23 protein-coding genes are annotated in these 26,015 nt (G+C 71.5%); 6 read left to right on the top strand and 17 right to left on the bottom strand.

Translation table 11 applies throughout. The features are described from left to right. Nucleotides 1-50: 50 nt before the first annotated feature. Nucleotides 51-932, bottom strand: a complete 882-nt coding sequence (gene ligD / locus ADJ73_RS02880) for a non-homologous end-joining DNA ligase (protein WP_050347018.1) — start codon at nucleotides 930-932, stop codon at nucleotides 51-53. Continuing rightward, a complete protein-coding gene (locus ADJ73_RS02885; protein WP_050347019.1) occupies nucleotides 925-1,893 on the bottom strand; it encodes an ATP-dependent DNA ligase in 969 nt (322 codons plus the stop codon). Before ADJ73_RS02885 ends, ligD begins: the two co-directional genes overlap by 8 nt. Before the next feature lie 60 nt (nucleotides 1,894-1,953). On the opposite strand from ADJ73_RS02885, the gene ku reads away from it, so the two are divergent. The 3 genes from ku to ADJ73_RS02900 all read left to right on the top strand — a co-directional run bounded on the left by ku (nucleotide 1,954) and on the right by ADJ73_RS02900 (nucleotide 4,707). After that, on the top strand, nucleotides 1,954-2,931 hold the full coding sequence (gene ku / locus ADJ73_RS02890; protein WP_050347020.1) for a non-homologous end joining protein Ku: 978 nt from the start codon (nucleotides 1,954-1,956) through the stop codon (nucleotides 2,929-2,931). Between the two features lie 3 nt (nucleotides 2,932-2,934). After that, entirely contained in the window at nucleotides 2,935-3,798 is an 864-nt protein-coding gene (locus ADJ73_RS02895; RefSeq protein ID WP_050347021.1) for an Fpg/Nei family DNA glycosylase, read from the top strand. 63 nt (nucleotides 3,799-3,861) lie between these two features. Further along, on the top strand, nucleotides 3,862-4,707 hold the full coding sequence (locus ADJ73_RS02900) for an alpha/beta hydrolase-fold protein (RefSeq protein WP_082176694.1): 846 nt from the start codon (nucleotides 3,862-3,864) through the stop codon (nucleotides 4,705-4,707). Here the strand turns inward: ADJ73_RS02900 and ADJ73_RS02905 are convergent. The 5 genes from ADJ73_RS02905 to ADJ73_RS02925 form a co-directional block, all read right to left on the bottom strand. Further along, on the bottom strand, nucleotides 4,704-5,528 hold the full coding sequence (locus tag ADJ73_RS02905; protein ID WP_050347023.1) for a hypothetical protein: 825 nt from the start codon (nucleotides 5,526-5,528) through the stop codon (nucleotides 4,704-4,706). The two genes, ADJ73_RS02900 and ADJ73_RS02905, sit on opposite strands and share 4 nt — an antisense overlap. A gap of 69 nt (nucleotides 5,529-5,597) precedes the next feature. Then, nucleotides 5,598-6,065 (bottom strand): ElyC/SanA/YdcF family protein, encoded by a 468-nt coding sequence (locus tag ADJ73_RS02910; protein WP_050347024.1) that lies wholly within the window; start codon nucleotides 6,063-6,065, stop codon nucleotides 5,598-5,600. 56 nt (nucleotides 6,066-6,121) lie between these two features. Beyond that, the gene (locus ADJ73_RS02915; RefSeq protein WP_172669691.1) at nucleotides 6,122-7,768 is read right to left on the bottom strand and encodes a serine aminopeptidase domain-containing protein; all 1,647 of its coding nucleotides are present in this window, start codon (nucleotides 7,766-7,768) and stop codon (nucleotides 6,122-6,124) included. 59 nt (nucleotides 7,769-7,827) lie between these two features. After that, a complete protein-coding gene (locus ADJ73_RS02920; protein ID WP_050347026.1) occupies nucleotides 7,828-9,171 on the bottom strand; it encodes a hypothetical protein in 1,344 nt (447 codons plus the stop codon). A gap of 9 nt (nucleotides 9,172-9,180) precedes the next feature. Beyond that, on the bottom strand, nucleotides 9,181-9,837 hold the full coding sequence (locus ADJ73_RS02925; RefSeq protein WP_172669692.1) for a hypothetical protein: 657 nt from the start codon (nucleotides 9,835-9,837) through the stop codon (nucleotides 9,181-9,183). 120 nt (nucleotides 9,838-9,957) lie between these two features. Here ADJ73_RS02925 and ADJ73_RS02930 point away from each other — a divergent pair, with 120 nt between their 5' ends. Continuing rightward, complete coding sequence (locus tag ADJ73_RS02930; RefSeq protein WP_172669693.1) at nucleotides 9,958-11,202, top strand: right-handed parallel beta-helix repeat-containing protein; 1,245 nt, start codon at nucleotides 9,958-9,960, stop codon at nucleotides 11,200-11,202. A gap of 12 nt (nucleotides 11,203-11,214) precedes the next feature. On the opposite strand, the gene ADJ73_RS02935 is transcribed toward ADJ73_RS02930, so the two are convergent. The 5 genes from ADJ73_RS02935 to ADJ73_RS02955 are packed head-to-tail and all read right to left on the bottom strand — an operon-like array spanning nucleotide 11,215 to nucleotide 16,224. Beyond that, nucleotides 11,215-12,195, bottom strand: coding sequence for a GDP-L-fucose synthase family protein (locus ADJ73_RS02935; protein WP_050349217.1), 981 nt, complete (start codon nucleotides 12,193-12,195; stop codon nucleotides 11,215-11,217). Then, nucleotides 12,192-13,244 carry a GDP-mannose 4,6-dehydratase gene (gene gmd, locus ADJ73_RS02940; RefSeq protein ID WP_050347029.1) on the bottom strand — a complete coding sequence of 351 codons (1,053 nt, stop codon included), beginning with the start codon at nucleotides 13,242-13,244 and terminating at the stop codon, nucleotides 12,192-12,194. The genes ADJ73_RS02935 and gmd overlap by 4 nt, the downstream gene beginning before the upstream one ends. A gap of 35 nt (nucleotides 13,245-13,279) precedes the next feature. Continuing rightward, nucleotides 13,280-14,548: a glycosyltransferase gene (locus ADJ73_RS02945; protein WP_050347030.1), complete on the bottom strand. Its 1,269-nt coding sequence runs from the start codon at nucleotides 14,546-14,548 to the stop codon at nucleotides 13,280-13,282. A gap of 15 nt (nucleotides 14,549-14,563) precedes the next feature. Further along, a complete protein-coding gene (locus ADJ73_RS02950) occupies nucleotides 14,564-15,691 on the bottom strand; it encodes a glycosyltransferase (protein ID WP_050347031.1) in 1,128 nt (375 codons plus the stop codon). Continuing rightward, on the bottom strand, nucleotides 15,688-16,224 hold the full coding sequence (locus tag ADJ73_RS02955; protein ID WP_050347032.1) for a DapH/DapD/GlmU-related protein: 537 nt from the start codon (nucleotides 16,222-16,224) through the stop codon (nucleotides 15,688-15,690). The genes ADJ73_RS02950 and ADJ73_RS02955 overlap by 4 nt, the downstream gene beginning before the upstream one ends. Nucleotides 16,225-16,577: 353 nt before the next feature. On the opposite strand from ADJ73_RS02955, the gene ADJ73_RS02960 reads away from it, so the two are divergent. Then, complete coding sequence (locus ADJ73_RS02960; protein WP_156188086.1) at nucleotides 16,578-17,954, top strand: oligosaccharide repeat unit polymerase; 1,377 nt, start codon at nucleotides 16,578-16,580, stop codon at nucleotides 17,952-17,954. Then, nucleotides 17,947-19,164: a YveK family protein gene (locus tag ADJ73_RS02965; RefSeq protein WP_050347034.1), complete on the top strand. Its 1,218-nt coding sequence runs from the start codon at nucleotides 17,947-17,949 to the stop codon at nucleotides 19,162-19,164. The genes ADJ73_RS02960 and ADJ73_RS02965 overlap by 8 nt, the downstream gene beginning before the upstream one ends. A 20-nt stretch (nucleotides 19,165-19,184) precedes the next feature. Here ADJ73_RS02965 and ADJ73_RS02970 read toward each other — a convergent pair whose 3' ends face one another. The 5 genes from ADJ73_RS02970 to ADJ73_RS02990 all read right to left on the bottom strand — a co-directional run bounded on the left by ADJ73_RS02970 (nucleotide 19,185) and on the right by ADJ73_RS02990 (nucleotide 25,942). After that, a complete protein-coding gene (locus tag ADJ73_RS02970) occupies nucleotides 19,185-20,390 on the bottom strand; it encodes a YveK family protein (RefSeq protein WP_050347035.1) in 1,206 nt (401 codons plus the stop codon). After that, complete coding sequence (locus tag ADJ73_RS02975; RefSeq protein ID WP_050347036.1) at nucleotides 20,371-21,669, bottom strand: hypothetical protein; 1,299 nt, start codon at nucleotides 21,667-21,669, stop codon at nucleotides 20,371-20,373. Before ADJ73_RS02975 ends, ADJ73_RS02970 begins: the two co-directional genes overlap by 20 nt. Continuing rightward, nucleotides 21,666-23,048 (bottom strand): hypothetical protein, encoded by a 1,383-nt coding sequence (locus ADJ73_RS02980; protein WP_156188087.1) that lies wholly within the window; start codon nucleotides 23,046-23,048, stop codon nucleotides 21,666-21,668. Before ADJ73_RS02980 ends, ADJ73_RS02975 begins: the two co-directional genes overlap by 4 nt. A gap of 16 nt (nucleotides 23,049-23,064) precedes the next feature. Then, entirely contained in the window at nucleotides 23,065-24,453 is a 1,389-nt protein-coding gene (locus ADJ73_RS02985) for a sugar transferase (protein ID WP_050347038.1), read from the bottom strand. Between the two features lie 280 nt (nucleotides 24,454-24,733). Continuing rightward, the gene (locus tag ADJ73_RS02990; protein ID WP_050347039.1) at nucleotides 24,734-25,942 is read right to left on the bottom strand and encodes an NAD(P)-dependent malic enzyme; all 1,209 of its coding nucleotides are present in this window, start codon (nucleotides 25,940-25,942) and stop codon (nucleotides 24,734-24,736) included. Between the last annotated feature and the right edge of the window lie 73 nt (nucleotides 25,943-26,015).

The raw sequence follows: 26,015 nt of genomic DNA on the forward strand, positions 1-26,015 counted from the left end.
GTGACCAATGGCGCCTCAGCGTCAGGGGCAGGGTGGCCCGGGCGGGACCCTCAAGCCATCCGACTCAGCGCGTCGTCCAGGGACAGCTGCTCGAGCAGCGCCCGCCCCGACGCGGCATCCTCCAGCTCGGTCCACTCCCGCGGCGCCGCCACCGTCGGCCGGCCGAGCTTCCCCCGCAGCGACCACGGGCAGATGGTCGTCTTGGAGGCGGTGTTCTGGCTCCAGTCGACCAGCACCTTGCCGCCGCGCTTGGCCTTGACCATCGACGACACCACCAGCCTGGGGTGGGCCGCCTCGAGCGCCACCGCCAACCCCTGGGCCACCTCGCGCACCACGGCGACGGGGTGGCTGCCGTCGAGCTCGGCATACAGCTGGAGTCCCTTGGAGCCCGACGTGACCGGCCACAGCTCCTGGATCCCCATGTCGCACAGGATGTCCCGCGCCCACAACGCCACCTGGGAGCACTCGGCCAGCCCCGCGCCTGGCCCCGGGTCGAGGTCGACGACCAGCCGGTCCGGGTGCAGCGCCTCCCCCGACGGCGACACCCGCCACTGGTGGACGTGCAGCTCGAGCGCGGCCAGGTTGGCCAGCCACGTCAGCCCCGCGACGGAGTCGATGATCGGGTAGGTGATGGTCTCGCGGGCCTTCGTCGAGCCGGGCGCGGGCAGCGTCACCGTGCGGATCCAGGAGGGCGCGCCGCGGGGCAGGTTCTTCTCGAAGAACGATGGCCCGCCCGTCCCCGAGGGCCATCGGATGCGGGTGACCGCCCGGTCGCGCAGCTGCTCGAGCAGCAGCGGCGCCACCTGCGCGTAGTAGGAGATGACCTGGGCCTTGGTCGTCCCGGTCTCGGGGTAGAGCACCTTGTCCAGCGAGCTCAGCCGCAGCGTCCGCCCGTCCACCTCGACCCGCACGTGGTCCGCGGACTCAGCCATCGGTCACCTCCTGCGCCGCCAGGTCCGCGGGCGTCAGGTCGGTGCGCACCCCGACGTATGCCGGCTGCCGCAACCGCCCCCCTCCCGACCGCCCCAGGGACTGCACGTCGACGACCAGCGTCGGCCGGACCCACCGGGCTCCGGTGGCGTCCTCGCGGGGCACCTCCGTCGCGAACGGCGAGGTCTCGCAGGCACGTTCGTCGAGCAGCGGCCGCAGCGCGTCCCCGGCGCGACCCGCGAGACCGGCCCCCACGCGGCCGTCCAGCTCGAGCCGCCCCGACCCGTCGGCGGTGGGCGTCCCGACCAGCAGCGCCCCGACGCGGTCGCGCCCGGACGTCTCGGGGCGCCAGCCGCCCACCACCACCGAGACGGTCGCGCGGTGCGGCAGCTTGAGCCAGTCGGCGCTGCGAGTGCCGGGCTGGTAGGTCGACGACCGGCGCTTGGACACCACCCCCTCGAGCCCCTGGCGGCGGGTGACGTCGAGGAGCAGCTCGCCGTCGTCATACGTGCCGGGGACCTTCCAGGCGACGCCACCACCGCCGAAGGACTCCAGGTCCAGCCGCTCCAGCAGCGAGCGCCGCACCGACCAGGGCTGGTCGATCAGCACCTGGCCGCCGACGCGCAGCAGGTCGAAGACCATATAGGTCACCGGCCGCGCCTCCGAGAGCACCTGCGCGGCACGGGGATCCGCGACGTGGATGCGTTCGCTGAGCGCGGCGAAGGAGGGCACCCCGCCCTGCAGCGCGATCACCTCGCCGTCCAGCAGCAGGTCCGGGCCGGCGCTCGCGAGACCCCCCAGCTCGGGGAACCGTGCGGTGGCGTCGGCCCCCGACCGGGCCCGGAGCCGCAGCCCCGTCGGGGAGCGGTCGGCGAGGATGCGCATGCCGTCCCACTTGACCTCGTGCGCCCACCCGTCACCCGGGGGAACCACGCGGGTGGGGGTGGCGAGCATCGTGCGCATACCTCATCCTGACTGATGGGTATGCCGATCGGTGAGCTATCGACGACGAAGGAGCAGGTCATGCGAGCGATCTGGAGGGGCGCGGTGTCCTTCGGGCTGGTGACCGTGCCGGTGCGGCTCTACACCGCGACCGAGAACCACGACCTGCAGTTCCACCAGGTGCGCAAGAGCGACGGCTCGCGGATCAAGTACAAGAAAGTCGCGGCGGCGGACGGCGAGGAGGTGCCCTACTCGGAGATCGCCAAGGGTTACGAGTCGCCCGACGGCAAGATGGTGATGCTCACCGACGAGGACCTCGCGAGCCTGGACTCCAAGAGCTCCAAGGAGATCTCGGTCGAGAAGTTCGTGCCCGCCGGGCAGATCGACCCGCTCCTGCTCGACAAGTCCTACTACCTCGAGCCGGACAAGAGCGCCGTCAAGCCCTACGCGCTGCTGCGGGAGGCGCTGCGCTCCACGGACCGTATGGCGGTGACCACCGTCGCCGTCCGCACCCGGCTGTCCATGGCGGTGCTGCGGGTCAAGGACGACGTGATCGTGCTGCAGACCATGTTGTGGCCGGACGAGATCCGCAAGCCGTCGTTCGACGTGCTGGACGACATCCCGGAGCCCAGCGAGCGCGAGGTCAAGATGGCCGACCTGCTCATCGAGTCGATGGTGGACGACTTCGAGCCCAACGACTACGAGGACGACTACCACGCCGCCGTGCAGGCCCTGGTGGAGCGCAAGCTGGCCGGTGGCGACGTCACGACCGCGCCCAAGGCCAAGGGCGACGACGAGGGCGGCGACGTGGTGGATCTGCTTGCGGCGCTGCAGCGCTCGGTCGACCGGGCCAAGGCGGCGCGGGGCGAGGGCGCGTTGGGCGACTCGCAGGACGAGGCCGGCACGGACGAGACGGCGGACGAGCCGGCGGACGAGGCAGCGGACGACGACAAGCCGGCCGCCAAGAAGTCCGCCGCGAAGTCGACCGCGAAGAAGACGACCGCCAAGAAGACCGCGGCCAAGTCGACCGCCAAGCGACAGACCAAGAAGGCCGGCTGACCGGTGCCGGAGGGACACACGATCCACGCGCTCGCGCGGCGCCTCAACCGGGCGTATGCCGACCTGCCCGTCCGCATCACCTCCCCGCAGGGGCGGTTCGCGGAGTCGGCGGCGCTGCTGGACGGCACCCGTTTCGTGCGGGCGCAGGCGGCCGGCAAGAACCTCTTCGTCGAGCTGGAGCAGGACCGCTGGCTGCACGTCCACCTCGGCCTCATCGGCAACTTCGCGGTGACCCCGGTGGGTGACGGCATACGGCCTGATGACGTGCCCGTGCAGGGGGAGGTGCGGCTGCGGGTCAGCTCGGCCGAGCACGTGGCGGACCTGCGCGGGCCGATGGTGTGCGCGCTGGTGACGCCGGACGAGGTCGCGTCCGTGATCGGTCGCCTGGGTCCGGACCCGCTGCGGCCGGACGCCGACCCGGAGCAGGCGTGGGACCGGATCTCTCGGTCCCGCAAGACGATCGCCGAGCTGCTGCTCGACCAGGCGGTGGTCGCGGGGGTCGGCAACGTCTATCGCTGCGAGGTGCTGTGGCGGCACCGGCTCGACCCGCGCCGGCCCGGCCGGGAGCTGCGGCGCGCCTCCTGGGACCTGATCTGGGCCGATCTGGTGCGGCTGCTGCCGCTCGGGGTGGCGTTCGGCCAGATCCTCACCCTCGAGGACCAGGTGGTCGACGCCGAGGCGCGGGTGGCGGCCGGGGAGGTGCCGCCCGAGCTGACCGGGCGGGCGCTCGGGACGACCTACCCGCGGGAGTTCGCGACGTACAAGCGCACCGGGGAGCCGTGCCTGCGGTGCGCGTCCCGGATCCGCTCGGAGAAGCTGGGCGGCCGCGAGCTCTACTGGTGCGGCCGGTGCCAGCGCCGACGGTGACCTGAGCGGTCCGCGCGGGTGCCCGCCCGGGCCGCGGACAGGCTCCCGGCCTAGGCTGCCACCATGGACCGTCGCCAGCTGCTGGGCCTGATGACGGGTGCGACGGCCGTGGGGGCACTGGCCGCCTGCACCGATGATAAAGGGCCCTCCCCCGCCACGACGAGCCCCTCGGTGGTGCCGTCCAGCACCGAGGGTGTGCAGTATGTCGACGGCGCCTTCGCGTCCAAGCACCTCAAGGGTGCTCAGGCGCCGTGGCTCGTGCTGTATCCCCCGGGGCACCCGCCCGGCAGCCGGATCCCGGTCCTGGTGACGCTGCACGGGACGGGCGGCGACCAGAGCACGCCGTGGGCGCTGCGCTGGCCGCAGACGTCCCGCCAGCTGCAGGCCGAGGGCCTGCCCGCCTTCGCGTGCGCGGGGATCAAGGGCGGGGACACGTGGTGGCATCCCCGCAGCGACGGCACCGACAGCGCCGCCCTGATCACCGACGAGTTCGTCGCCGTGCTCAAGGGGCTCGGGCTGGACGTGTCACGGCCCGCGGTCTACGGCTACTCCATGGGCGGGGTGGGGGCCCTCTACCTCGGCGCGACCGTAGGGAAAGAGCGGGTGTCCTCCGTCGTGGCCGCCAGCACCCCGTTCATCCCGTCGTTCGAGCAGAGCCAGGGCGCCTACGACTCGGCCCAGGACTTCGCGCAGCACGACATCCGAGCCCTGTGGCCGCGGCTCGAGGGGATCCCGGTGCGCGTCGACATCGGCGACCGGGACCCCTTCCTGCAGTGCAACTGGGACTTCCTGCCGCGGGCGCGGCCCGTCCCGGAGTTCCACCTCACGCCCGGTGGCCACGACGCCGACTACTGGGGGTCGGTGGCTCTGGACCAGCTGAGGTTCGTGGCGCGCGGCTTCCGGGCCTAGGCGTGCGCGTCGCGGTCGTCGAGCATGCCTGCCTCGTCCTCCGCGCGCAGCAGCCACAGCGCGCCGGCGAGGGCGAGGACCAGGCCGACGACCAGCTGCAGCAGCGAGCCCGGTCGGGGGTGCTCCCCCAGCAGGACGAGCCCGAACCCCGCCGGGAAGACCGTCGCCATCGCGTAGTTGCAGCCCAGCACCGGTGCCGCGTGCCCCCGGGCCAACCCCTTGGTCAGGTGGATCTGCCCGAGGGCCATGCCCGAGACGATGAGCAGCCCCGCGACCCAGTTGAGCAGCGGCAGCTCCCAGAAGCGCCACAGCGGGTGCGCGTGGTCGCCCACCAGCAGTCGGGCGCAGATGGCGGAGAAGGAGAAGCCGAAGCCGGACAGCAGCCCGTTGCGCACCGGGCCGCCCGGCAGCGCCAGGCCACCCGCGCACAGGGCGGCGCACACCAGCAGCACCCAGATGTGCAGCGGCTCGATCGGCGGTGGGGGCCCGGTCACCGTCACGAAGCCCAGCGCCGCGATCCCGAAGACCACGGAGACCACGGCCGCAGCGTCCGAGGCGCGCAGCCGGCGGACCCCCTGCACGTGCTGGATGATCGCGGTGACCGCGAGCGCCGAGGTCACGCACGCCTGCACGAGCAGCAGGGGCAGGAACCTGCGGGCCACCAGCGTGAAGAGGAAGCCCGCCCCCTGCAGTCCGGTGCCGATCCACCAGCTCGCCGACCGCAACGGGCCGCCCTCCGACTGCGAGCCGCGGTGGAGGCGGGCACCGGAGACGCCGTACGCGAGGACGCCGAGGGCGAGCATGACGACGGCGAGGATCACGGTGTCACGCTACCCCGCACGTCCCAGGGCTCCGGCGTATGCCGGCCGTGGGTCGCCTGTGAGCGAGGCTCAGCACCCGGGTGAGAGCAGGGCCTTGGCCCATCCCGCGCTCTGGTAGGCGAGCATGAGGGGCAGGTCGTAGCCCTCGTTGTGCTCCAGCATCGAGATGCGACCGGGGAAGCACCGTCCGAGGATCAGCCTGGCTCGCTCGACCTGCGGGTCGAAGGTGATGACCTGCAGTGAGGTCCAGCCCCGCTCCCGCGCCAGGCCGGCCACCGCCCTGGCCTCGCCCTGGGTCGTGGAGGGGTCGGGGTCGAAGCACACCACGGGGTAGGCCTTCTGCTGCGAGCACACGGCGGGGACACGCCCGATGTCAGCGGGGTGAGCGGAGACCACCAACGTCCCGGCGACGCCCTGCTGCATGAGCAGCTCGGCCTGCGTGATGCGCTCGTCGACAGATGGCCCGAGCACGACGATGGCGTCCGACCGGCCCACGGGGTCGTGGCGCGGGAACAGGATGACGACGACCAGGGCCACGACGACTGTGAGTGCAACACCCAGCGATGCCAGACAGCCGAGGCGCAGGCGTCTGCTCACGGTCCGGTGACCGCGCGCACGACGGACTCCAGCGACCGGCGTCTCGCGGTCTCCGCGAGCAGGGCATGGTCGAGGTCGTCCCACTGCGCCACGTCGATCGGTCGGCCCTCCGCGCGGAGTCGAGCCAACGACTCCTGTCCGTGGACGTCGTCGAAGTGGCGCGCCGCGGCTGCCCCGAACTGCAGATCGATCCGGGTCGTCCGGGGCGCCAGGGACAGGAGCTCGTAGGGGTACTCGGCCAGGCCACGACGCGCCAGCACCCGGCGCACCGGCAGCGGACGCCGGCGGGAGACCTCCCGGCCCCGCTTGAGCGCCTCCTTGATCCGCGTCCTGGCGCCCGGCGCTCGGATCCCCTCGTCCGCGTCATCACCCACGCCCGGGCTCTCGGTCAGGAATCTGCGGAGCAACGGCTCCTTGAAGTAGCGCTCCACGAACCGGGGGTCGGGCTGCCAGACGATGTTGTCGAACGCCAGGATCCGATCGGGGGCGGCTGTCGCGCAGGCCCGCAGGAAGAGCCAGGCTCCGACGCACAGGCCGACGGCCACGACGGGACGGTCGGTACGCGAGCGGAGGTGCTGGATCGACGCGGCGGCGTCCTCGACCGCTGCGAGGGTGTACGGGTTGGGCTCGACGGGCACGGCCGGATCCAGGTGCACCCCCAGACCGCGCCTCTCGGACCTGAGGCAGAGGGCCCCTCGGGCGGCGGCACGGCGAGCAGCCTGGGTCCACAGCCCTGTGGGACCGTCCAGGGGCTCGCCGCCGGCACTCGTGAAGGCGCACGCCTGCAGGACCTCACCCGTCGGCCGGGTCTCGATCGCGTGCAGCGCATGAGGACCGACCCGGACGAAGGTCTCGGTGACGGCCGCATCGTCCACGGTGAAGGCCGTGGTGGACACGCCGTGCCAGGCCGCGAGCGGCGACGCCGTCGGGGACGCCTCCTCGAGGTCATCGATGATGGCGTCGATGGCGGCGTAGGGGATCCGGGCGTACCGAGGGGCGGCGAAGTAGAGGTGCTCAGCGGTGTCGCGGTCCTCCTCGACACGCAGGGAGGCTCGGTCCTGCAGCCTCGCAGCAGGCTTCGGCGCTGCCAGACCCTTGAGGTGCTGCACCTGGGCGGGGGTGAAGAAGGACCCGCTCAGCTCGGTCCCGGACTCCTGGGGCATCACCGGGATGTCGGTGCCGAGCACCCGCAGCTTCTGGTGAAGGCGGAGGTAGGCGCGTCCCGAGATGGGCTCCCACAGGATCGTGCGTCCCGAGACAGGCCGACCCCAGCGGTGCGCGATCGACGCGCCCAGACGCAACGCCACCAGGTGCACCGGCAGCTCCCCCGCGATCCGCAGCACCTCGTCGTGCACGACATCTAGGTCCTCGACCCAGCCGGCGACGACGTCGGCCCCCTCGGCCGACGCCGAGTTGCCGTCTCCGCGCCAGTCGAAACGCACGCTGGCGAACCCACGCTCGGCGAGACGCACCGCCAGCGCACGCAGCGACCTGTAGGACGACACCCCTTCTCGCCCCATGGTGGGGGCCAGGATCACCACCCCCCGCGCTCGTCGCGACGACGGCATCTCCACCCACCCGGCCAACGCCCGACCCGGCCGACCGATCCAGGTCGGCTCCCCCACGGTCGACATCGTGTCCATCCCTTCGTCCCTGTCCCCCACGGGACCCACGCCGGCCCCGGTGTCGCTGTCGGACATCATCATCCCCCGGCCACCCCCTCAGTGTCCCTGGGCCAAGGCCGAGCCTCAACTCGTGAACCACCCTCCGGCGGGAGCTCAGGGCCGCGGCCCGCCCCATGACGAGACCACAGGATTCCCAGGGCGATCGGGACCAACGGGTTGGAGAGGGCGTTGGTCCCGGCAGGCAGCGCAGCGACCAGACCTGCCAGCGCAGCCATCACCATCACCACGTCGAAGCCTGATGGGCGACGGTGTCGAGCCACCGCCCATGTGCTCGCGAGCAGGCCGACGAGCAGCAGGGCCAACCAGGACGCCCCCAGGGCCCCCGCCTTCATCAGCACCCACGCCGGGAGCAGGTGCACGTCATCCACGGCCGAGAGGTCGCGCCCGGCGGCGACGAGCGTCTCCACGTCGGGGCAGAGGCGCAGGTCGACCGTACCTCCGGGCCCCAGGCCGAGCAGGGGTTCCCAGAAGCGGCCGTCCAGGGCACGCAGCACGGCCCGCGACTCGCACCCACGCTGAGCCAGCGTCACGTCCTGGACGCCCGCGAAACGACCCTGGATGAGGTTGATGGTGCCGTCGCGGGAGAGGGCCAAGAGGAAGCCGGTGACGCCCAGGACGAGGACTGCCGGGCGCACGGGCGCGGGGAGGAGCATCATGACGAGCACACCGACGCAGGCCAGAACCTGGCCCAGCACCGCCATGCTGAGGTTGGGCGTGTGCACCAGCTGCCAGCCGACCGCCGCGGCCCCCACCGCACCGAGCAGCAGCCCCCAGGAGGACGTGCGCCGCGCGCCCAGCCCCAGGTAGATCAGCCCGGCCACCCCTGGCGCCGTGACGGCGACGAATGGACCGACCTGAAAGCCTGACAGCAGTGCCGCGAAGGCCCCCACCACCGTGGTCCCCACGATCAGGCGGCGAGCCTCACGGCTCCACGTCGCGGGCTGGGATGCCGCCAGGAAGAGGACCAGGAAGCCCCCCAGGAGCAGCACGTCCTGCACGAACGCCACCACCGTGACGGCACCGTTGCGCAGCGGAGCCCACATGACGCCGACGCCCAGGCTCACGGCCATGAGCCACCACCACAACGGCGGTCGACGGGACCACCACTCGCCGGCATACGGCAACACGGTTGCCGCGAGCACCAGGGCGTAGGTCGCGGGAAGGGTCAGCCGCTTGACGACGCCGAAGCGAGCGAACTCCTGCAGCTGCGGCGCGGCCACGAGCAGTGCGTATGACGCCAGGAGCGACAGGCCGACGGACGCGGCGTAGACCAGGGCGATCCGGCCGTCGGGCTGGCGCCACATCCTCAGCAGCGGGAAGGACCTCGCAGGGGGCCCGGCGGTCTCGGCAGACGGGTGCACGAGACCTTCTCACTCCACCCGACCCAGTGCGGGGCGGGCACGGCGCATCGGTCGATGACTGGCACGTCGGCGCTCCCCGACCCGCCACAGGATCGCCCACACCAGGAGGCCGCCGAGCGCGCCGGCGGCGAGCTCCAGGACGAACGGCCGAGCGGTCGCACGCGTCGGCGTGGTGGTGGGCCCCAGCTGTTCCAGGGTCATCGAGCGTCCGGCCCGCGGGGCCTCGAAGGCGCGCTGCAGGGCGCGCACCCACGCGTCAGCCAGGTCCTTGGCCTCGGACGGAGAGCTGCCGGTCGAGGAGATCACGACGAGGCTCGAGCCGAGGTCCGACTCGACGGCCACCCTGTCGAGAAGCTGGTGGGCCGAGGCGGTGGAGCCGAGCTGACGAGCAGCATCCTGGGCCACCAGGTCCGACCCGCCGAGGTAGACCGCTGTCCTGGCCCCCCCTTGAGCGGCCGTGTCGGCGGCCACCGCGTCCTGCACCGACTTCACCGGCCCGACCCCGACCAGAGCTGCCGTGCGAGCGACATACGCACCCGGTAGGAATTGATGTGCGCAGAATGCTGTAGCCAGACCCAGCACGACGGCTGCGATCAGGCTCTTGCTGTGCTTCTGCACGAGTGTCCAATAGTCCACCCGGCGGTACACCCCCGTTACTTCCCCCATGAACGCGATGCTAACGGTGCCTCTTCAGACACAAAGCCGGCCCGTTGCAGTCTTAACCCTTCGGCCTACCATGTTCGCTGGGATGCATCCCGTGGCTACGCAACGCATCGCATCGTCGGCATGAACCACGACGAGATCAGAAAAGGGAGACGACTTATGTGGCGCCGACCTGCCGTGCTGGTCACGGCGGCACTGGCTGCAGTGGCTGCCGTGATCGTCGCCCTCGTCGGCCACCGTGACGCGGCACCTTCTCCCGCGGTCCCGAGCACCCGGGTGTCCGCCGCGGCATCGACCGCAGCCGGGCGCATCGTCGACGGCAGGTCGGTGGGCCTGCTCGCCGACGGCCGCGTCATCGACGGAGGTGTGCTCACGACGGCGCTGCAGCAGGCCGCCCGGCGCGCCCCGGCCACGCTGCTGCTGCCTCAAGGAGCACTGCGTCTTCGTCTGGACCGCCCCGTGACGGTCCCGTCGGGCGTCACCGTGCGGGGGGCCGGCAGTGATCTCACCACCCTCGCCGTGCAGCCACCCGACACCGAGCTGGGCCCGTTGTTCCTCCTGACCGGAGACCGGCCCGCTCTTGCCGATCTCAGCCTGGCGCGGACCGGGGCTGCTCCGGCCGTCCTCGTCGGGATCGGCTCGTCGAGCGCGGCGTCCCTGGCCCAAGTCAGGCTCGACTGCGCGAGGAACCGCTGGTCCTCGGCCTGCCACGGCATCCAGCTCGTGGCGGCCAAGGGCGAGACCATACGTGGGCTTCGCATCGACGCGAGTGCCGTGCAGCAGGCCGACTACGCGCTGTTCCAGACCTCAGGGGGCCAAGGCACCGTCCGCGACCTGGTGGTGTCGGGGAGCCGCTTCTCGGACAACCATGCGTCGGACCTCGAGCTCAACGCCCCGGCCGGTGTCATGCAGGACGTGCAGATCCTCGACAACGACTTCTCCAGCAACAGGTCGCGCGGCGAGCTGTCCGGATGGGGGGTCGGCCTGGCGCACGTCAGCGGTGCCATCGTCTCGGACAACCGGTTCCGGGGATATTCCATGAGCGGGGTGCACGTCGAGGACCGTTCGGTCGACGTCGTGGTGCGCGGCAACACCTTCGTGGACGTGGGCACCCGTCCGCTGGCCTATCAGAGCGACGTGATCGTCCTGTCGGGCAGCACCCGGGTTCGCGTGGAGGCCAACACCTTTCGGCACACCACTCCGCCCGGGACCACGTCGACGGCGGTCTGGGTGGGCCACGGCGGCGCAGGGTGGCCCGCCGACGTCGTGGTCCAGGACAACCTCGACGTCGGCGGTGGTGGCCGCCCGGTGGTGGGCGACTACGGCGTCGAACGGCTCCTGAGCAAGAACAACCGATCCCAGGGTTGATCGTCGGGTCGATCAGCCGCGTCGCTCGGAGCGGTGCGCGCGGTACCACTCGACCGTCGCGCGCACCCCCTCCTCGAGGCTGATGCGCGGCGCCCAACCCGAGTCACGGAGGGTGGACACGTCCAGGAGCTTGCGGGGCGTGCCGTCGGGCTTCGAGGTGTCCCACTCGATGGATCCCTCGTAGCCGACGGCGTCGGCGACGATGCCCGCCAGCTCCTTGATGGTGACGTCGGTCCCGGTGCCGACGTTGACCTGGACCGGGCCGTCGTAGTGCTCCAGCAGGTGCAGGCAGGCGGCGGCCATGTCGTCCACGTGCAGGAACTCCCGTCGCGGCGAGCCCGAGCCCCAGTTGGTCACGACCGGGGCACCCGCAGCCGCGGCCTCGTCATACCGCCGGATCATGGCCGGCATGACGTGAGACCCCGCGGGATCGAAGTTGTCGCCCGGGCCGTAGAGATTGGTCGGCATGGCCGAGATCCACGGCAGGCCGTACTGCCGACGCACCGCCTGGACGTGCAGGATCCCAGCGATCTTGGCGATGGCGTAGGCGTCGTTGGTGGGTTCGAGATGGCCCGTGAGCAGCGAGTCCTCCCGGATGGGTTGCTCGGCGAGCTTGGGGTAGATGCAGGAGGACCCGAGGAAGAGCACCCGCTCCACCCCGTGCTCCAGAGCGGCGTCGAGCACGTTGACCTGGATGCGGACGTTGTCCGAGAGGAAGTCCACCGGGTAGGTGTTGTTGGCGAGGATCCCGCCCACCTTGGCAGCCGCGAGCACCACGTAGCGCGGCTTGGTCTCGGCGAAGAAGGCGAAGGTGGCCTCGCGATCCTTCAGGTCCAGCTCGGAGGACGACCGCCCCACGAGCCGACCGAAGCCGGCGGACTCCAGGTGCCGCCAGACCGCCGACCCCACGAGTCCCCGGTGGCCCGCGACATATGTCACGGCGTCCCGGTCGAGGGGACCCGGCGTGTAGTCCACCCCGTCCGCGGCCGTCATCGCGCCACGGCCCCGGGGATGGGGGTGCCCGGCCCGCGGGTCGTCGGCGTGTCGATCCACGGGGTGCCGGCGCGCTCCAGGGCCTCGATGTCGGCGTCCACCATGATGCGCGCGAGCTCGGGGGTGTGGACCTTGGCCTCCCACCCCAGCTTGTCCTTGGCCTTGGAGGCGTCTCCGATGAGCGCGTCCACCTCGGTGGGCCGCAGGTAGCGCTCGTCGAAGCGCACGTGCTCCTCCCAGTCCAGGCCGGCGTGCTCGAAGGCCATGGCCAGGAAGTCCTTGACGGTGTAGTCCTGACCCGTCGCGAGGACGAAGTCCTCCGGCTCGTCCACCTGCAGCATCCGCCACATGCCCTCGACGTACTCGGGTGCGTAGCCCCAGTCGCGGACCGAGTCGATGTTGCCCATGTACAGGTGCTTCTGGCGGCCGGCCTTGATCGCGGCCACGGCGCGGGTGATCTTGCGGGTCACGAAGGTCTCGCCGCGGCGCGGGGACTCGTGGTTGAAGAGGATCCCGTTGACGGCGAACATGTCGTACGCCTCGCGGTAGTTCTTCGTGATCCAGTACGAGTAGAGCTTGGCGACGCCGTACGGCGAGCGCGGGTAGAACGGCGTGTCCTCGCCCTGCGGCGGCGGCGTGGCGCCGAACAGCTCGGAGGTCGACGCCTGGTAGAAGCGCGGTCGGACACCGGCGACCCGGATGGCCTCGAGCAGGCGGATCGACCCCACCCCTGTGGTGTCCGCCGTGTGCTCGGGCTCGTCGAAGGACACGCGCACGTGGGACTGCGCCGCGAGGTTGTAGACCTCGTCGGGGTTGATCTCCCCGACGAGCGTCACGAGCCGCGCGCCGTCGCTGAGGTCGCCGTAGTGCAGGAAGAGCTTGGCGCCCTCGTCGTGGGGGTCCACGTAGAGGTGGTCGATGCGGTGCGTGTTGAAGGTCGAGGCACGACGGATGAGCCCGTGCACCTCGTATCCCTTGCTGAGCAGGAGCTCGGCCAGGTAGGAGCCGTCCTGCCCGGTGATGCCCGTGATGAGCGCGCGCTTGGTCATGTGGTGCCTTCCGAGGGGTAGTGGTGCGAAGAAGTTCAGTGGGAGTCGGCGAGCGCCGGCGCCGCGACGGCCCGGCGGCGCTCGGCGAGGCCGCGCAGCCACGTCGAGAAGCCGGAGATGGCCGCCGCGGCCGACAGGTTGGCTGCCGCGAAGGCGGTGGCGGACTCGGCATACGTGCGTGAGCGGTCGGGGTCGGCGACCAGGGCCTCGATGGTGCTCAGCATGAGAGCCGGGTCCCCGGCCGGTATGACGGGCCCGGCGTTCGCCGCCCGCACCTCGTCGGCGCAGGAGCCGTCGTCCGAGGTCGCGGCCACCACGGGACGACCCACGCGGAAGTAGGAGGTCAGCTTGCTCGGCACCGCCATCTCCTTGACCCCGGCCTTCTCGTTGACCAGGAGCACGTCCGCGGCCTCCAGGGCGGCCCGGAACTCGCCGTCCGGCAGCGCCGGGGCGAACCGGAGGTTGGCGCAGCCGGTGCCGAGCTCCTCGAGCCGGGCACGCTGGTTGCCGTCGCCCACCAGCACGAACATCACGTCAGAGCCGCGGCCCTGCGCCAGCCGAGCGGCCTCCACGACGTTCTCGAGGCCCTGCTTGGCGCCCATGTTGCCGGCGTGCAGCGCGATCGGACGGTCCGGGTCCCCGGCGAGCGTGGCCCGCATCTGGCGGACGTCGACGCCGTGAGGGTCGGTCCGCAGGTGGGCCCAGTTGCGGTTGACGGCCACCTTGCGCGGGTCGACACCGACCTCCTCCACCACGTAGCGACGGAACCGCTCGTGGATCACCGACACCCCGTCGGCGAGACCCAGCACCCCGCGCTCGAGCAGCGTGAAGGCCGCAGCCGCGACCGCGCCGGCGCTCCCCAGCTCGGCGAGGCCGGTGGAGTACATGTCCTGCACCCAGATGGCGGTGCGGGGGCGCCCGGGGCTCAGCCGCGCGCGGGCCAGCGCGAATCCGGACGAGATCAGCGCCGGGCTCACGGTCAGCACCAGGTCGGGCCTGCCCCACCGCACCAGCAACGTGTGGATGCCGAACGTGAGCTCCATGACCGCTCGGCCGAGGCCGGGGCCGCCGCCGGAGCTGGGGATGGTGTGCCACAGCCGCGTCACCGGCACCCCGTCGACGACCTCGTCCCGGCGGCGGCCCGTGAAGCCCGTGTAGTTGGTCCAGCTGGGGTAGTGCGGGATGCCTGCGATGACGCGGACGTCGTGCCCGAGGTCGACCAGGCCCTGGGCGAGACCGGCCGTGTATGGCGCGGTGCCGGACGGCTCGGGCGCATAGTTCAGGCAGACGATGAGGATCTTCATGAGGGGACGCGGTCCTTAGCTGGTGCGGGTGGTGAGGTCGAGGTAGGAGCGCTCGAGCTGCGCGACGACGGACTCCATGCCGAGCTCGTCACGGATGGCCTCGCGAGCATGGGCGCCGGCCAGCTCTCGCAGCGCAGGGTCGGACAGGAGCCGGTCCACCGCCTGGGCCACCCCCGCGGGGCCCTCGGGCGCCACGTCGCCGGCGGCCCGGCGCGCGATGATCGGAGCCAGCCCGCACGAGTCGGTCACCACCACAGGACGACCCAGGGACATCGCCTCCAGCACCGACATCGGGTAGGGCTCGTCCACGGACGGCAGGACATAGATGTCGGCGGCACGCATGGCGGCGGCGGTCCGGTCCGGCGGGAGCGGGCCGTCCCAGACGAGCTGGTCCCCGAGACCGCTGCGGGCCATGGCGGCCCTGACCTCGTCGCCGAGCCCCTCGTCGGGGCCGACCATGCGGAACCTCACGCCAGGGTGGCGCGGCGCCAGGCGCACCGCCATCTCCACGAAGTCGAGGGGCCGCTTGCGGGTCTGCACCCGGGCGAGGAAGAGCACCTGGGGCGCGGCGCCGGTCTCGGACGGCAGCGGGGTCGCCGGCGGCAGGTCGATGCCGTTGCGGAGCTGCTCGAGCCGCAGCGGGGCGGCGACCTGCTGCAGGCCGTCGCGCTCGGCATCGGTCAGGTAGAAGACGCGTCCCGCCCCTCGAAGCACCCGCCGGGTCATGGTCAGGTCCAGGGGACCGGCCAGCGGGTTGGTCGAGGGGATGACCATCCCGTGGGTCTGCAGGACGTAGGGCCGCCGTCGCACGAGCGTCGCCAGCGCGGCCGGGAGCGTGACGAGGTCACGGGCGAGGTGGACGTGGACGGCGTCGGCCGTGGCGCCCGCGCGGGCGACGAAGGACACCAGCCCTGGGCTGGCGAGGCCGTGGAAGCTGCCCGGCACCGGCGCGACCGCGCGGAAGAGCCTGACCCGGACGCCTTCCACCTCGCTCGGCACCGGGTCGTAGCCCCAGCTGCCCGCCGCCAGGACCACGTCGTGCCCGGCGTCGCGCAGGGCCCGGCACTGGGCGAGGGCCACCCGGGTTGGTCCGCCATACTCGCCCTGGGGGCTGACGAGGGAGACGACTTGGAGCACCCTCACGCCGACCGCACCTCCGCGCGGGGAGCCAGCACGCGCGCTCCCGGCTCGACGTCCCTGACCACGAGCGCGGTAGCCCCCACGACGGCGTCCCGTCCGATCGTGACGCCCCGCAGGACGGTGGCGCGGGCCGCGATCCAGGCGCCGTCCTGGACCTCGATCGGCGCGTTGTCGAACTCGAAGGCAGGGTTGTCGGCCTGGTGGCTGCCGGTGCACAGCAGGACGCCCTGGGAGATGCAGACGTCGTCGCCGATCGTGATCGGCTCGAGGTTGAGGAGCCAGGCCCCCACCCCGACCCAGCAGTCGTTGCCGACGCGGAGCTTCCACGGCCAGTGGATGCGGACGTCGTGGCGCAGCAGCACCCCGGTCCCGATCTCGGCGCCGAAGGCTCGCAGCACCCGGACCCGGAGCGAGCTCGGGACGAGCACCGACCGCAGCAGGGGCTCGACGACCACCCAGGCGGCGCAGACCGGCAGCGGCCTCCCCTTGTCGTAACCGAACCCGGTGAAGGTCGACAAGCGACGTCGGACGGGCACGGGTCTCTCCTCGCAACTCGGCAGACAAGGGCCTGCTCGAGCGCGGGCCCACCTGATGCGGGACCCAGCCTAGAGGCGAGATCCCGCATCATTTGAGCACCTCCGGGGCTCGCACACCCACCGAATCGGAAAGGTCACCCAAGGTAGTCGGACGCATGCGTTGAGCAACCTTTTGGCGGCGCTTCACGGCGTGAGAGTGAATGGCGGGCCGATAGCCGGCAAAATGGTTTCAGCATTTCCCCTGCCCGGCGCCCGTCATTCATACTTCCAGGCGGCGGGCGGACATTCCTTCCGCAACGATGGGGGTATGAGTGGAGCAGGGGTCGCGACTCGCGCTGGGGTTGGGAGGGCTGATGGCCGCGCTGCTGTGCGCGGTGGTCCCGGCGCTCCTCATCGGCGCCACCCAGAGTCCCCTTCGCGCCGAGATCCCCTGGGCTGCCGTCGGGGTGATGCTCATCGCCGGAGCGCGATATGCCTGGATCGTCGCATCCGCGTCGCGACATCTGTACGAGATGGTGCTCTGGCTCTTCACCTATGTATTCATGGGCTGCGCACCATTCGTGCAGCAGCGACTGGGTGACGAGATCGGTACCACCCCGAGGTTGGACCCACACTATTTCTCGACGGCTTGGGGCGTCGTCTTCGTGGGAATTCTCGGAGCGCTCGCGGGAAGTGCCGTTGGCCGCAAGATCCCGTTGTCGGCACGGACCACCCTGCCCGACGTCAGCCATCACCGCACCATCGCGCTGAGCGCCTTTGCCTTCATCATGAGCATCGTCTACGTCTGGAAGGTCGGCCCGGGAAGCCTCTTCCTCAACCGCTACGCCTTCGGTGCCGTGCAGGAGCAGGCGTTCCCCAACACCGTGGTCGGGGCACTCATCGGTGGTTGGGCCAGCATGGGGATGCTCGTGGCGCTGATCGCTCAGCTGCAGATCTACCGCCTGTCGCGCGGTCACGACCGGCGGCGGTGGCTCGTGTTGGCGTGGATCACGGGGGTGGCCCTCGCCTACCTCAACAACCCTCTGAGCAGCCCGCGATTCATGGTCGGGACCGTCGTGCTGGGTGTGCTCGCGGCGGTGGGCGGCTACGCGACCCAGCGTCGCTTCCGCGCCGTCGCGGTCGCCGCCCTGGCGGGTCTGATCGTCGTCTTTCCACTTCTCAACACCTTCCGGGGATCCACCCCCGGCGGCGACTCCGGCAGCGCGGTGGGCGCGCTGCAGTCGGGCGACTTCGATGCGTTCGCGCAGATCGTCAACACCGTCGACCTCGTGGCTCACGAGGGCGTCTCGTTCGGTCGGCAGCTGGCCGGAGTCCTGCTGTTCTGGGTGCCACGGACCGCGTGGCCCGACAAACCCTTCGACACCGGCATCCTGCTCGCTCAGTACAAGTCCTACGGGTTCAAGAACCTGTCCGCGCCGCTCTGGTCGGAGTTCTACGTCAACTTCGGGATCGCGGGCGTCCTCGTCGGCTTCTTCCTGGTGGGACTCCTGGCTCGCGTCCTCGATCGGCGACACCACCTCGAGCTCCTGCATCAGAGCGCCCCCTCCCTGGCCGGGTGCGTCTTCCCGTTCTACTCGCTGCTGCTGATCCGGGGATCGCTGCTGCAGGCCGTCTCGATCTTCGCGGTCGCAGCCGTCGCCATCTGGTCCGTGTCGGCCCGCTCACCCCGTGGCCCGGCCACCACCCGTCCGAGGCCCGTAGAGGGCACCCGAAGGAGACGACATGCCTGAGGTGCAGTACGTCGACCACCGCTTCGCCCCCGGGATCGCCCGTGAGGCCCTGCGCCGCAACCTCGGCTGGTTGCTCCTGTCGGCGGCGCTGGGAGCCGCTCTCGGCTGGCTGACCCACTCCCTGCACGCCACCACCTATGCCTCCGACGTCCGGACCTCCGTGCGCTTCGTGGCGACCTCCAGCACGGCCCAGCCGCCCAGCGCGGACGTGCTCCAGGGGCGGGTCCTGTCCTACAAGGACCTCGCCGGCAGCGACGAGATCGCGGCCAAGGTGCGCGGTCAGCTGCGCACGTCCCGCAGCAACGACGACCTGCTCCGGTCCATGTCCTTCACCGCGCCCACCGGCACCAGCGACATCGTGATCCACGCCGTCTCCTCCGACCAGGAGCAGGCGCGGCGACTCGCCGATGCCTGGGCCCGTCAGCTCACGACCAAGGTCGCAGAGGTGGAGAAGCTTGCGGTCTCCCCCGGCGGGTTCATCCGACTGGTGCCCATCAGCCCCCCGAGCACCCCGGTCGCCGAGGACGGACTCGGAGCCGCGGCCCACATCGCCCTGGGGGCAGGGCTGGGCCTGATCGGGATGGTCGGGGTCCTCCTGCTGGGCACCCTGCTGCGGCCGCGCGTCTACTCAGCCGGCCAGCTCAGGGATGTCGTCGGGGCTCCGGTCCTGACCGCTCTCCCTCACCTGCCGGAGCTGGACGGGGCTGCCCCAGGGACGTCCTGCGCTGATCGCCAGCTCCAGGAGGCCAGGTCGTTGCTGGCCGGCCGCCTGCGTGACGGAGCCCGGCCGGTGCTGCTGGTGCTACCCGTGCGGCCTGGGTCAGGCTCAAGCACCGTCGCGCGGTGGCTCCTCGCGGACCGGCTGGACGATGGCGACGACGCTCACCTGCTCGAGCTGTCCGGCGGGGTGGGCGGGGCCGACGAGCGCGCCGTGATCGCCGGCCGGGCACCGGCCCGCACCCTGGTGGTGGACGCGCCGTCCGCATCCGCGTCCGCGCTGGCTCAGTCCCTCGTGACCGACGTCGACGCGGTGGTCCTCGTCGTGGACGCCCGTCGTGCTCGACTGAAGGACGTCCAGGACGCCGTCGCGCGTCTGGTCGACGCGGGGGCTCCGGGGGTCGGGCTCGTCGTCAACCACATCGGTCGTACCCGGCGAGCCGCTCGGGCCTACGAGGTCCCCTGGCCCGAGAGGGCGACCTCGCGGGGCTGAGCCAGCAGAGCGATGAGCCCTCAGCCGTCCCCGAGGACGACGAGTCGACCGAGATCCTCCGGCCCGAGGAGGTTGCTCGCCAACCGCCCCTCCTTCTCGTCGGTCGCGATCACGGTGCCTCCCTCCGCGATCCACGAGCTGCTGCCGAGGGTGTCGTCGAGAGAGCCGCAGGCGGCCAGGACCATCAGGGGGCGGCCGGGCTCGTGCGGAAACCGCTGCTTGAGTCGGCTCAGCACCTCGTGGGCGACCAGACCGTCCCAGTCGACGACCCACACCGGGGCGTTGCGGGAGGCCTCCGACGGCGGTCGCTGCTCGGTCATCAGCTCGCGCCACGTGACCACCGGAAGGTCGTCGGAAACCGTTCGCTGCAGGAGCGCGACCACGCGGTGCCCGGTCTCGGCGAGCACCAGCGAGATGTTGACGCCATGGCGTTGGTCGCGGTCGTCCCCCAGCACCACGACGGTGCGCGCCTCGTCCGTGGGCGCCCCACCGAGCAGCGGGGCGACCAGAGCGCGGTAGGCCGCGGCGCGAGGGCCCCGACGCCCGACCGCGACCACAGCATCGTCCGCCTTGTCGTTCTCGGGGATCATGTGGTGGCGCGCGGTGCGGCGAGCCCGCTCCCGCAGCCTGCTCGCCAGGCTGCCCACCAGCCAGCCCAGGCCCGCGCCGACGGCGGCTCCCATCAGGACCCAGACCGACCGCTTGGGCGACGTCGGGCCCGCTGGCGCCGACGCTGCGCGGAGGACACGGGCCTCGACGAGCGGGGCTCCGCCCCTCGAGGACTTCGGGGAGATCGCCTCCACCGTCGCGATCAGGGATCGCTGCGCACCGTCGGAGATCTTCACGGCCTCCTCGGGAGAGGCCGCGCGCGCGGAGACGTCGATGATGGCCGTGTTGAGCGTCGCCTTGCCGGACACCCGCCCGCTCAGCTGGCTCGCGCTCTCGGACAGGCCCAGCTCCTTCACGACACGTCCGAGGACGAGCGGGGTCCCCACCATCTCGGCATACGTCTGGACCTGGCTCTGCATGTAGGTCGAGTTCGCCATGGCATCGCTGCCGACCGACGTCTCGCCCGGGGTGAGCAGGACGCTCCCGGAGGCCGTGTAGACAGCGGGTTCACCGCGGACGGCGACGGCTCCGAGCAGGCCACCCAGCACGGCGCACGCCAGCGCCGCCAGCACCGGCAGGAGCCAGCGACGGACGCGCTCATCGGACAACAGACGCATACACACTCCTGGTAGGGACGCTGCGAAGCAGGGCGGTCAGGACGGGCGCCCCGAACGGCAGCAGCACGATCATGCTGATCAATCTCCAGAACATCCTGGACGGGTACTGGATCGAGATCAGCATGGACAGCAGCACCAGCGCCAGGACCATGGCTGTGCCGATCGGCAGTCCCCGCCGCCGGAAGACCTCGGTCGCCGCCCCGGCATACCCGGTGATGCCGGCGAAGAGGAGCACCTGGGCCATCGGTCCCAGCGCGCCGTACCACTCGCCGGCGAACGACAGCGGGATCCACTCGTAGGGCCAGAACCGCTCGGCGGAGAAGGGATCCACCGCGGACGCGAGCCCGGAGGGCATCGGGTTGGCGTTGACGAGCAGCACCTCCGCGCCGGGGTTGTAGGCCACCGAGAACTCCGTGATCACCGTGGAGGCCGAGATCGAGGACCCCAGCCACTGGACCGGGGCGACCCATCCGGCCGGATCACCCAGCTGGGGCACCTGCGGGGAGCTCAGGTTGGTCAGGTACATGCTGAGACCGTGAGGGGTTGACCTGACCAGGAGGGTCAGGGCGAAGTCCGCCAGGCAGACGTAGATGAACGGGTAGGTCAGAGCAGCCGCGACGATCCCCCACCGCCACGAGCGCCGGCCGAGGACCCACTGCAGGAAGAGTCCGAAGCCCAGGACGGGAAAGAGCAGCGACACCCGGGAGCCCAGCGAGGAGGTGAGGATGAACCACACCCCCGCCAGGGCGTAGGCCATGAGGCGGTCGCGTCGGGTGGGGGCCTGACGAGCGGTGGCCAGACCCGCCACGCCCACCAGCGGACCGAGCAGGCTGGAGATGTTGGTGAAGGCCTTGATGCCGTCGCTCTCGAGATACACCGCTCGGTACCACAGGCTGGGGCCCGCCCCCAGGCACCACATCACCAGCAGCACCACGGACGCCCATCGCACCAGGCGCGCGACCCGGTCGGCGCCCAGGGGCGCCACCTTGGGCCCAGGCGGCACGAACACGCCGACCAGGACACCGCCCAGGAAGCACCCGACCGCCGCGAAGAGGAACGCCTGTGCCGCCTCGGAGTCCAGCGACACGTCAGCGATGTAGTCGGTCGGGAGGCCGGACCCGTTGCGCACCCTGGCCCAGTTCCACACGTGGGGGCTCGCTGCCGCCACGAGCAGGAGGATCCCGCCGCACAGCAGGCCGGGCAGCGCGGTGGGGCGGGATCGCACCAGCGCACCCGCCAGCGCGGCAAGCACCAGGGCCACGGCGAGGGGCAAGGTCACGGGTCAAGTCTGCCGGACGAACGATGCCGCCCTCGGTAGCCCTGCAGCTTGCGACCCCCCGCCCCGACGGGACGGCGGTCGTCGCCCGCCAGCAGCGCCTCCTCTCGCCGGGAGGCCGCGGCATAGGAGATCATCCAGCCGGCCAGCGTGAAGCCGGAGGACAAGAGCATCGCGGTACCGATCGGGTCGTGCCAGGGGACCCATCGCGCACCCGCCACCGGCAGGCTGACGCCGACGCACGCGATCAGCACGACGAACCGGATGATCGCCCCGAACTTCTGGTAGCCGAGGGCGAGAGACGCCGCCAGGAAAGGCGTCGTCGTCGCGGTCATGACCCCGTGGGCGGCGACGATCAACGCGATGCGCGAGAGGTGGCTGTCGGAGAGATGGGTGATGGCGATCATCACGGGCAGGCCGACGGCCGCGCACGCGGTTGCCAGACCGAACAGCCCGCCGAACAGCACGTTGACCTTGCGCTTGAGGGCGCGAAGCCCTTCCAGCGTCGCCGTCTGCCAGGCGTCCAGCCCGAAGACGGTCACGACCGTCGTCTGGATGATGTTGAGCGGACCCAACGCCGTCTGGAGCACGCGGTAGGTGCCTGCGGCCGAGTTCCCGACGTACAGCGTCGCCATGAACATGGGCAGGAGGTACGCGATGGCTGCGAAGACGGCGTCCAGGGTCGCCCATCGCCCCAACGTCCACGCCGACCTCAGGGACTGTCGCACGTGGTTGGCGTGTCGGCTGCGCACCAGGCCCACGACCGACACGAGCAGCCCCAGGCCCACGGTGGCGGCCCACACCACGAGCACGCCGATGGCAGACCCCGGCATGACACCCAGGACGATGGGGGCCAGCAGGGCCACGAAGGTGAGCGCGTCGGCGACGAGGGCCCAGGCCGGCAGCTCGCGGGACAGCAGCGCCGACCGCAGCCCGTCCTGGGCCAGCACCACCGCCGCCACGACCGCCATGAGCAAGAAGGCGCGCAGCCGGTCCGCGCCCAGCCCGGGCACGAGCAGGACCAGGCCTGCGCTCAGCACGACCCCCGTCGGCGCGGAGATGGCCAGGGCCCAGTCCGCGGGCACCACGGCACGGCCCGTCGCGCGCTGGGCAGCCATGGCCGGGCCGTAGACCGCGCTGCGGAGGATCCCGATCATGGTCGTGACCATGAGCTGGGCCAGCGAGAATGCCGCCAGCTGACGTGGATCCAGGTGACGGGCCGCCCCCGCCACCAGGAACACCCCGGTGAGGGCGTTGATCGCGGTGTCGGCGAACATCAACCCGTTGCGTCGCGAGCCGGCGAGCCGGGCCCGCAGGTCGAGCAGGCTCAGTCGCCGTCGCGGCGCGGGGGTCGAGGGGCCGGCGCTGTCCACGACTGTCACCCGGCTCCTGGGCTGGTCAGCCACCCGCACCGGTGACGACCGAGCCGATCGTCCGCAGGATGATCTTGATGTCGAGCCAGAGCGACCAGTTCTGGATGTAGTAGTTGTCGAACCTGGCGCGCTCGGCGATCGAGGTGTCGCCGCGGAGCCCGTTGACGGCGGCCCACCCCGTGAGGCCGCAGGGCACGCGGTGCCGGGCGCCGTAGGACGGGTACATCTCCTGGAACTGGCTGACGAAGTAGGGCCGCTCCGGCCGAGGGCCGACCACGCTCATGTCCCCGCGCAGGATGTTGATCAGCTGCGGCAGCTCGTCGAGCGAGGTCTTGCGGATGAACTTGCCGAACCTGCTCAGCCGGTTGTCCTTGGCGATGTTCCAGTTGGTCTGGGACTCGGTCTCGTTCACGGGTCGCATCGAGCGGAACTTCATGACGGTCACCGGTCGGCCGTCCACCCCGACGCGCTCCTGCCGGAAGATGATGCCGGGGCCACCGTCGAGCCGTGCGCCCAGGGCGACGAGCGCCATGACGGGCGACAGGACCAGCACCGCGAGCCCGGACATCACGATGTCGGCGAGCCGCTTCACGCGCCACATCGGGGAGCGGTAGGCAGCCCGGCGCAGCCGGACCAGCGGGATGCCCCACACCGTGTCCATGTCGCCCTCGAGGTGGTGCAGCTCGTAGAGACGCGGCACGACGAAGAGCTCCGCCTCCAGCCGGTCGCAGGTGCGGATGAGGGGCACCATCTCCGACTCCTTCATCGCGGAGAAGGCCACGATGACGACGTGGATGCGGTGCTCGGCCAGCGTGTGCTCGAGCATGGTGGGGTCACCGAGCGTGGGGAGCCCGTCGATGGACTCGGCGACCTTGGGGTCGGAGTCCAGGAAGCAGTAGGGGCGCAGGCCGTACTGCGGGTGCTCCTGCAGCAGGTGGGCGATCTCGTGGCCGACCACGCCGGCGCCGAGGATGAGCGCGCGGTGACCGACGCGACCCGTCTGGCGGGCCCAGCGGATGACGCCATACGCGATCGCACGCCCGAGGACGAGGAGCACCAGCAGGGTGAGCGGGTAGGCCAGCAGGTGCACCTCGTCGAGGACGTTGGACACCGGCCGGTTGTCGATCCCGGCACCCACCATGGCGACGAGGGCGCACGCGATGACCCAGCGCCCGACGATGGCGGGCAGGTCGTCGAGGACCGCCAGGTTCAGGCGCGACTCGTAGAGTCGGCTGCCAAGGAAAAGGACGACCAGCACCAGGCTGACAAGCACCGCCGGCCGAGCCGAGGCCCCCGTCACGAGCCAGGCGAGCAGGCACGCGCTGATGTCCGAGGCCAGGGTGATAGTGCGCACCCCGCGGACCCGGGTCCACAGCGTGGGGACGTACTCGTGGAGCTCAGGGTCGGTCAGCACGCGGCCACGGGCGGGCGCCGCCGGCGGGCGATGCTGTCCGGGCACTTCCATCACGTCTGACATGACTTCTTTCCTGCTCCACCAGCACGGTCGGCCCCGACGAGACGACGCCCGGACCAAGGCCCTCCCTGACCTCCCCTAGAGGGTCCCGCACCCGGGTTACGCGCACGTATCGTTCCCGCCAACTCGCACAACCCCCTCACCCATACGGGCCTTGTCAAACACGTCCCGTGATCATGGATGCGCCCATGCAGGGGACCGCCGTATGCCGTGCCCGCGGTCAGCGCGACCGAGTCACCCCCTCGGCGCGAGCACGCTCGGCGACGGCGTCGGCGACCCGGGTCACCACCTGCGGGTCGAAGGGGCTGGGCACCACCTGCTCCGGCGTCGGCTCCGGCACGCAGTCCGCGATGGCCTGGGCGGCGGCCAGCTTCATCCCCTCGGTGATGCGGGTCGCCCCGGCGGCCAGGGCCCCCTTGAAGATCCCCGGGAAGGCGAGGACGTTGTTGATCTGGTTGGGGTAGTCGCTGCGGCCGGTGGCGACGATCGCGGCGTGCCGGGCGGCAACGTCGGGGTGCACCTCGGGGTCGGGGTTGGCGAGGGCGAAGATCATGGCGTCCAGGGCCATCCGGGCCACCGCGCTCTCGGGCACCGAGCCCCCGGCCACCCCGATCAGCACGTCGGCGCCCCGCAGCGCCCGCGAGATGTCACCGGACAGCCCGCGGTGGTTGGTGGTCGCCGCGAGCTGCCGCTTGTGCTCGGGCAGGTCGCGCCGCTCCGGGCCGATGATGCCCTGGCGGTCGCACACGACGATGTCCCGCACCCCGGCCCGCTGCAGCATCTGGGTGATCGCGACTCCGGCCGCGCCGGCGCCCGTGATCACGATGCGCAGCGAGCCCAGCTCCCGGCCGAGGACGCGGGCGCCGTTGGTGAGACCGGCCAGCGTGACCACGGCCGTGCCGTGCTGGTCGTCGTGGAAGACCGGGATGTCCAGCCGAGCCTTGAGCCGCTCCTCGATCTCGAAGCAGCGGGGCGCGCTGATGTCCTCCAGGTTGACCCCGCCGAAGGTGGGCGCGAGCGCCGCCACCATCTCGACGATCTGGTCGGCGTCGGTGGTGTCCAGGCAGATCGGGACGGCGTTGATGCCGGCGAAGGCCTTGAAGAGCATGGCCTTGCCCTCCATCACCGGCATCGCGGCGTGCGGCCCGATGTCCCCCAGCCCGAGCACGGCGGTCCCGTCGCTGACGACCGCGATGGTCGAGGCGCGGGTCGTGTAGACGTCGACCAGGGAGAGGTCGTCCGCGATGGCGGAGCAGACCTTGGCCACGCCCGGGCTGTAGGCCAGCGACAGGTCGCGGGCGTCCTTGACCTCGCAGCGCAGGGCCGTCTCGAGCTTGCCGCCGCGGTGCAGGGCGAAGACGGGGTCCGCCGGATCGGGCTGGTGCGGGTCCGGGGTGGTGGTCAGGCGGGTGGCGTGGGCATAGGACATGAGGGCTCCTCGGCGGCAGGCAGCGGCTCGCGGTCTGTCAGGTCGACCCGATCGGTCGTCGTCACGCCGGGGA

It is taken from the genome of Arsenicicoccus sp. oral taxon 190 (assembly GCF_001189535.1).
Classification (GTDB): domain Bacteria; phylum Actinomycetota; class Actinomycetes; order Actinomycetales; family Dermatophilaceae; genus Arsenicicoccus.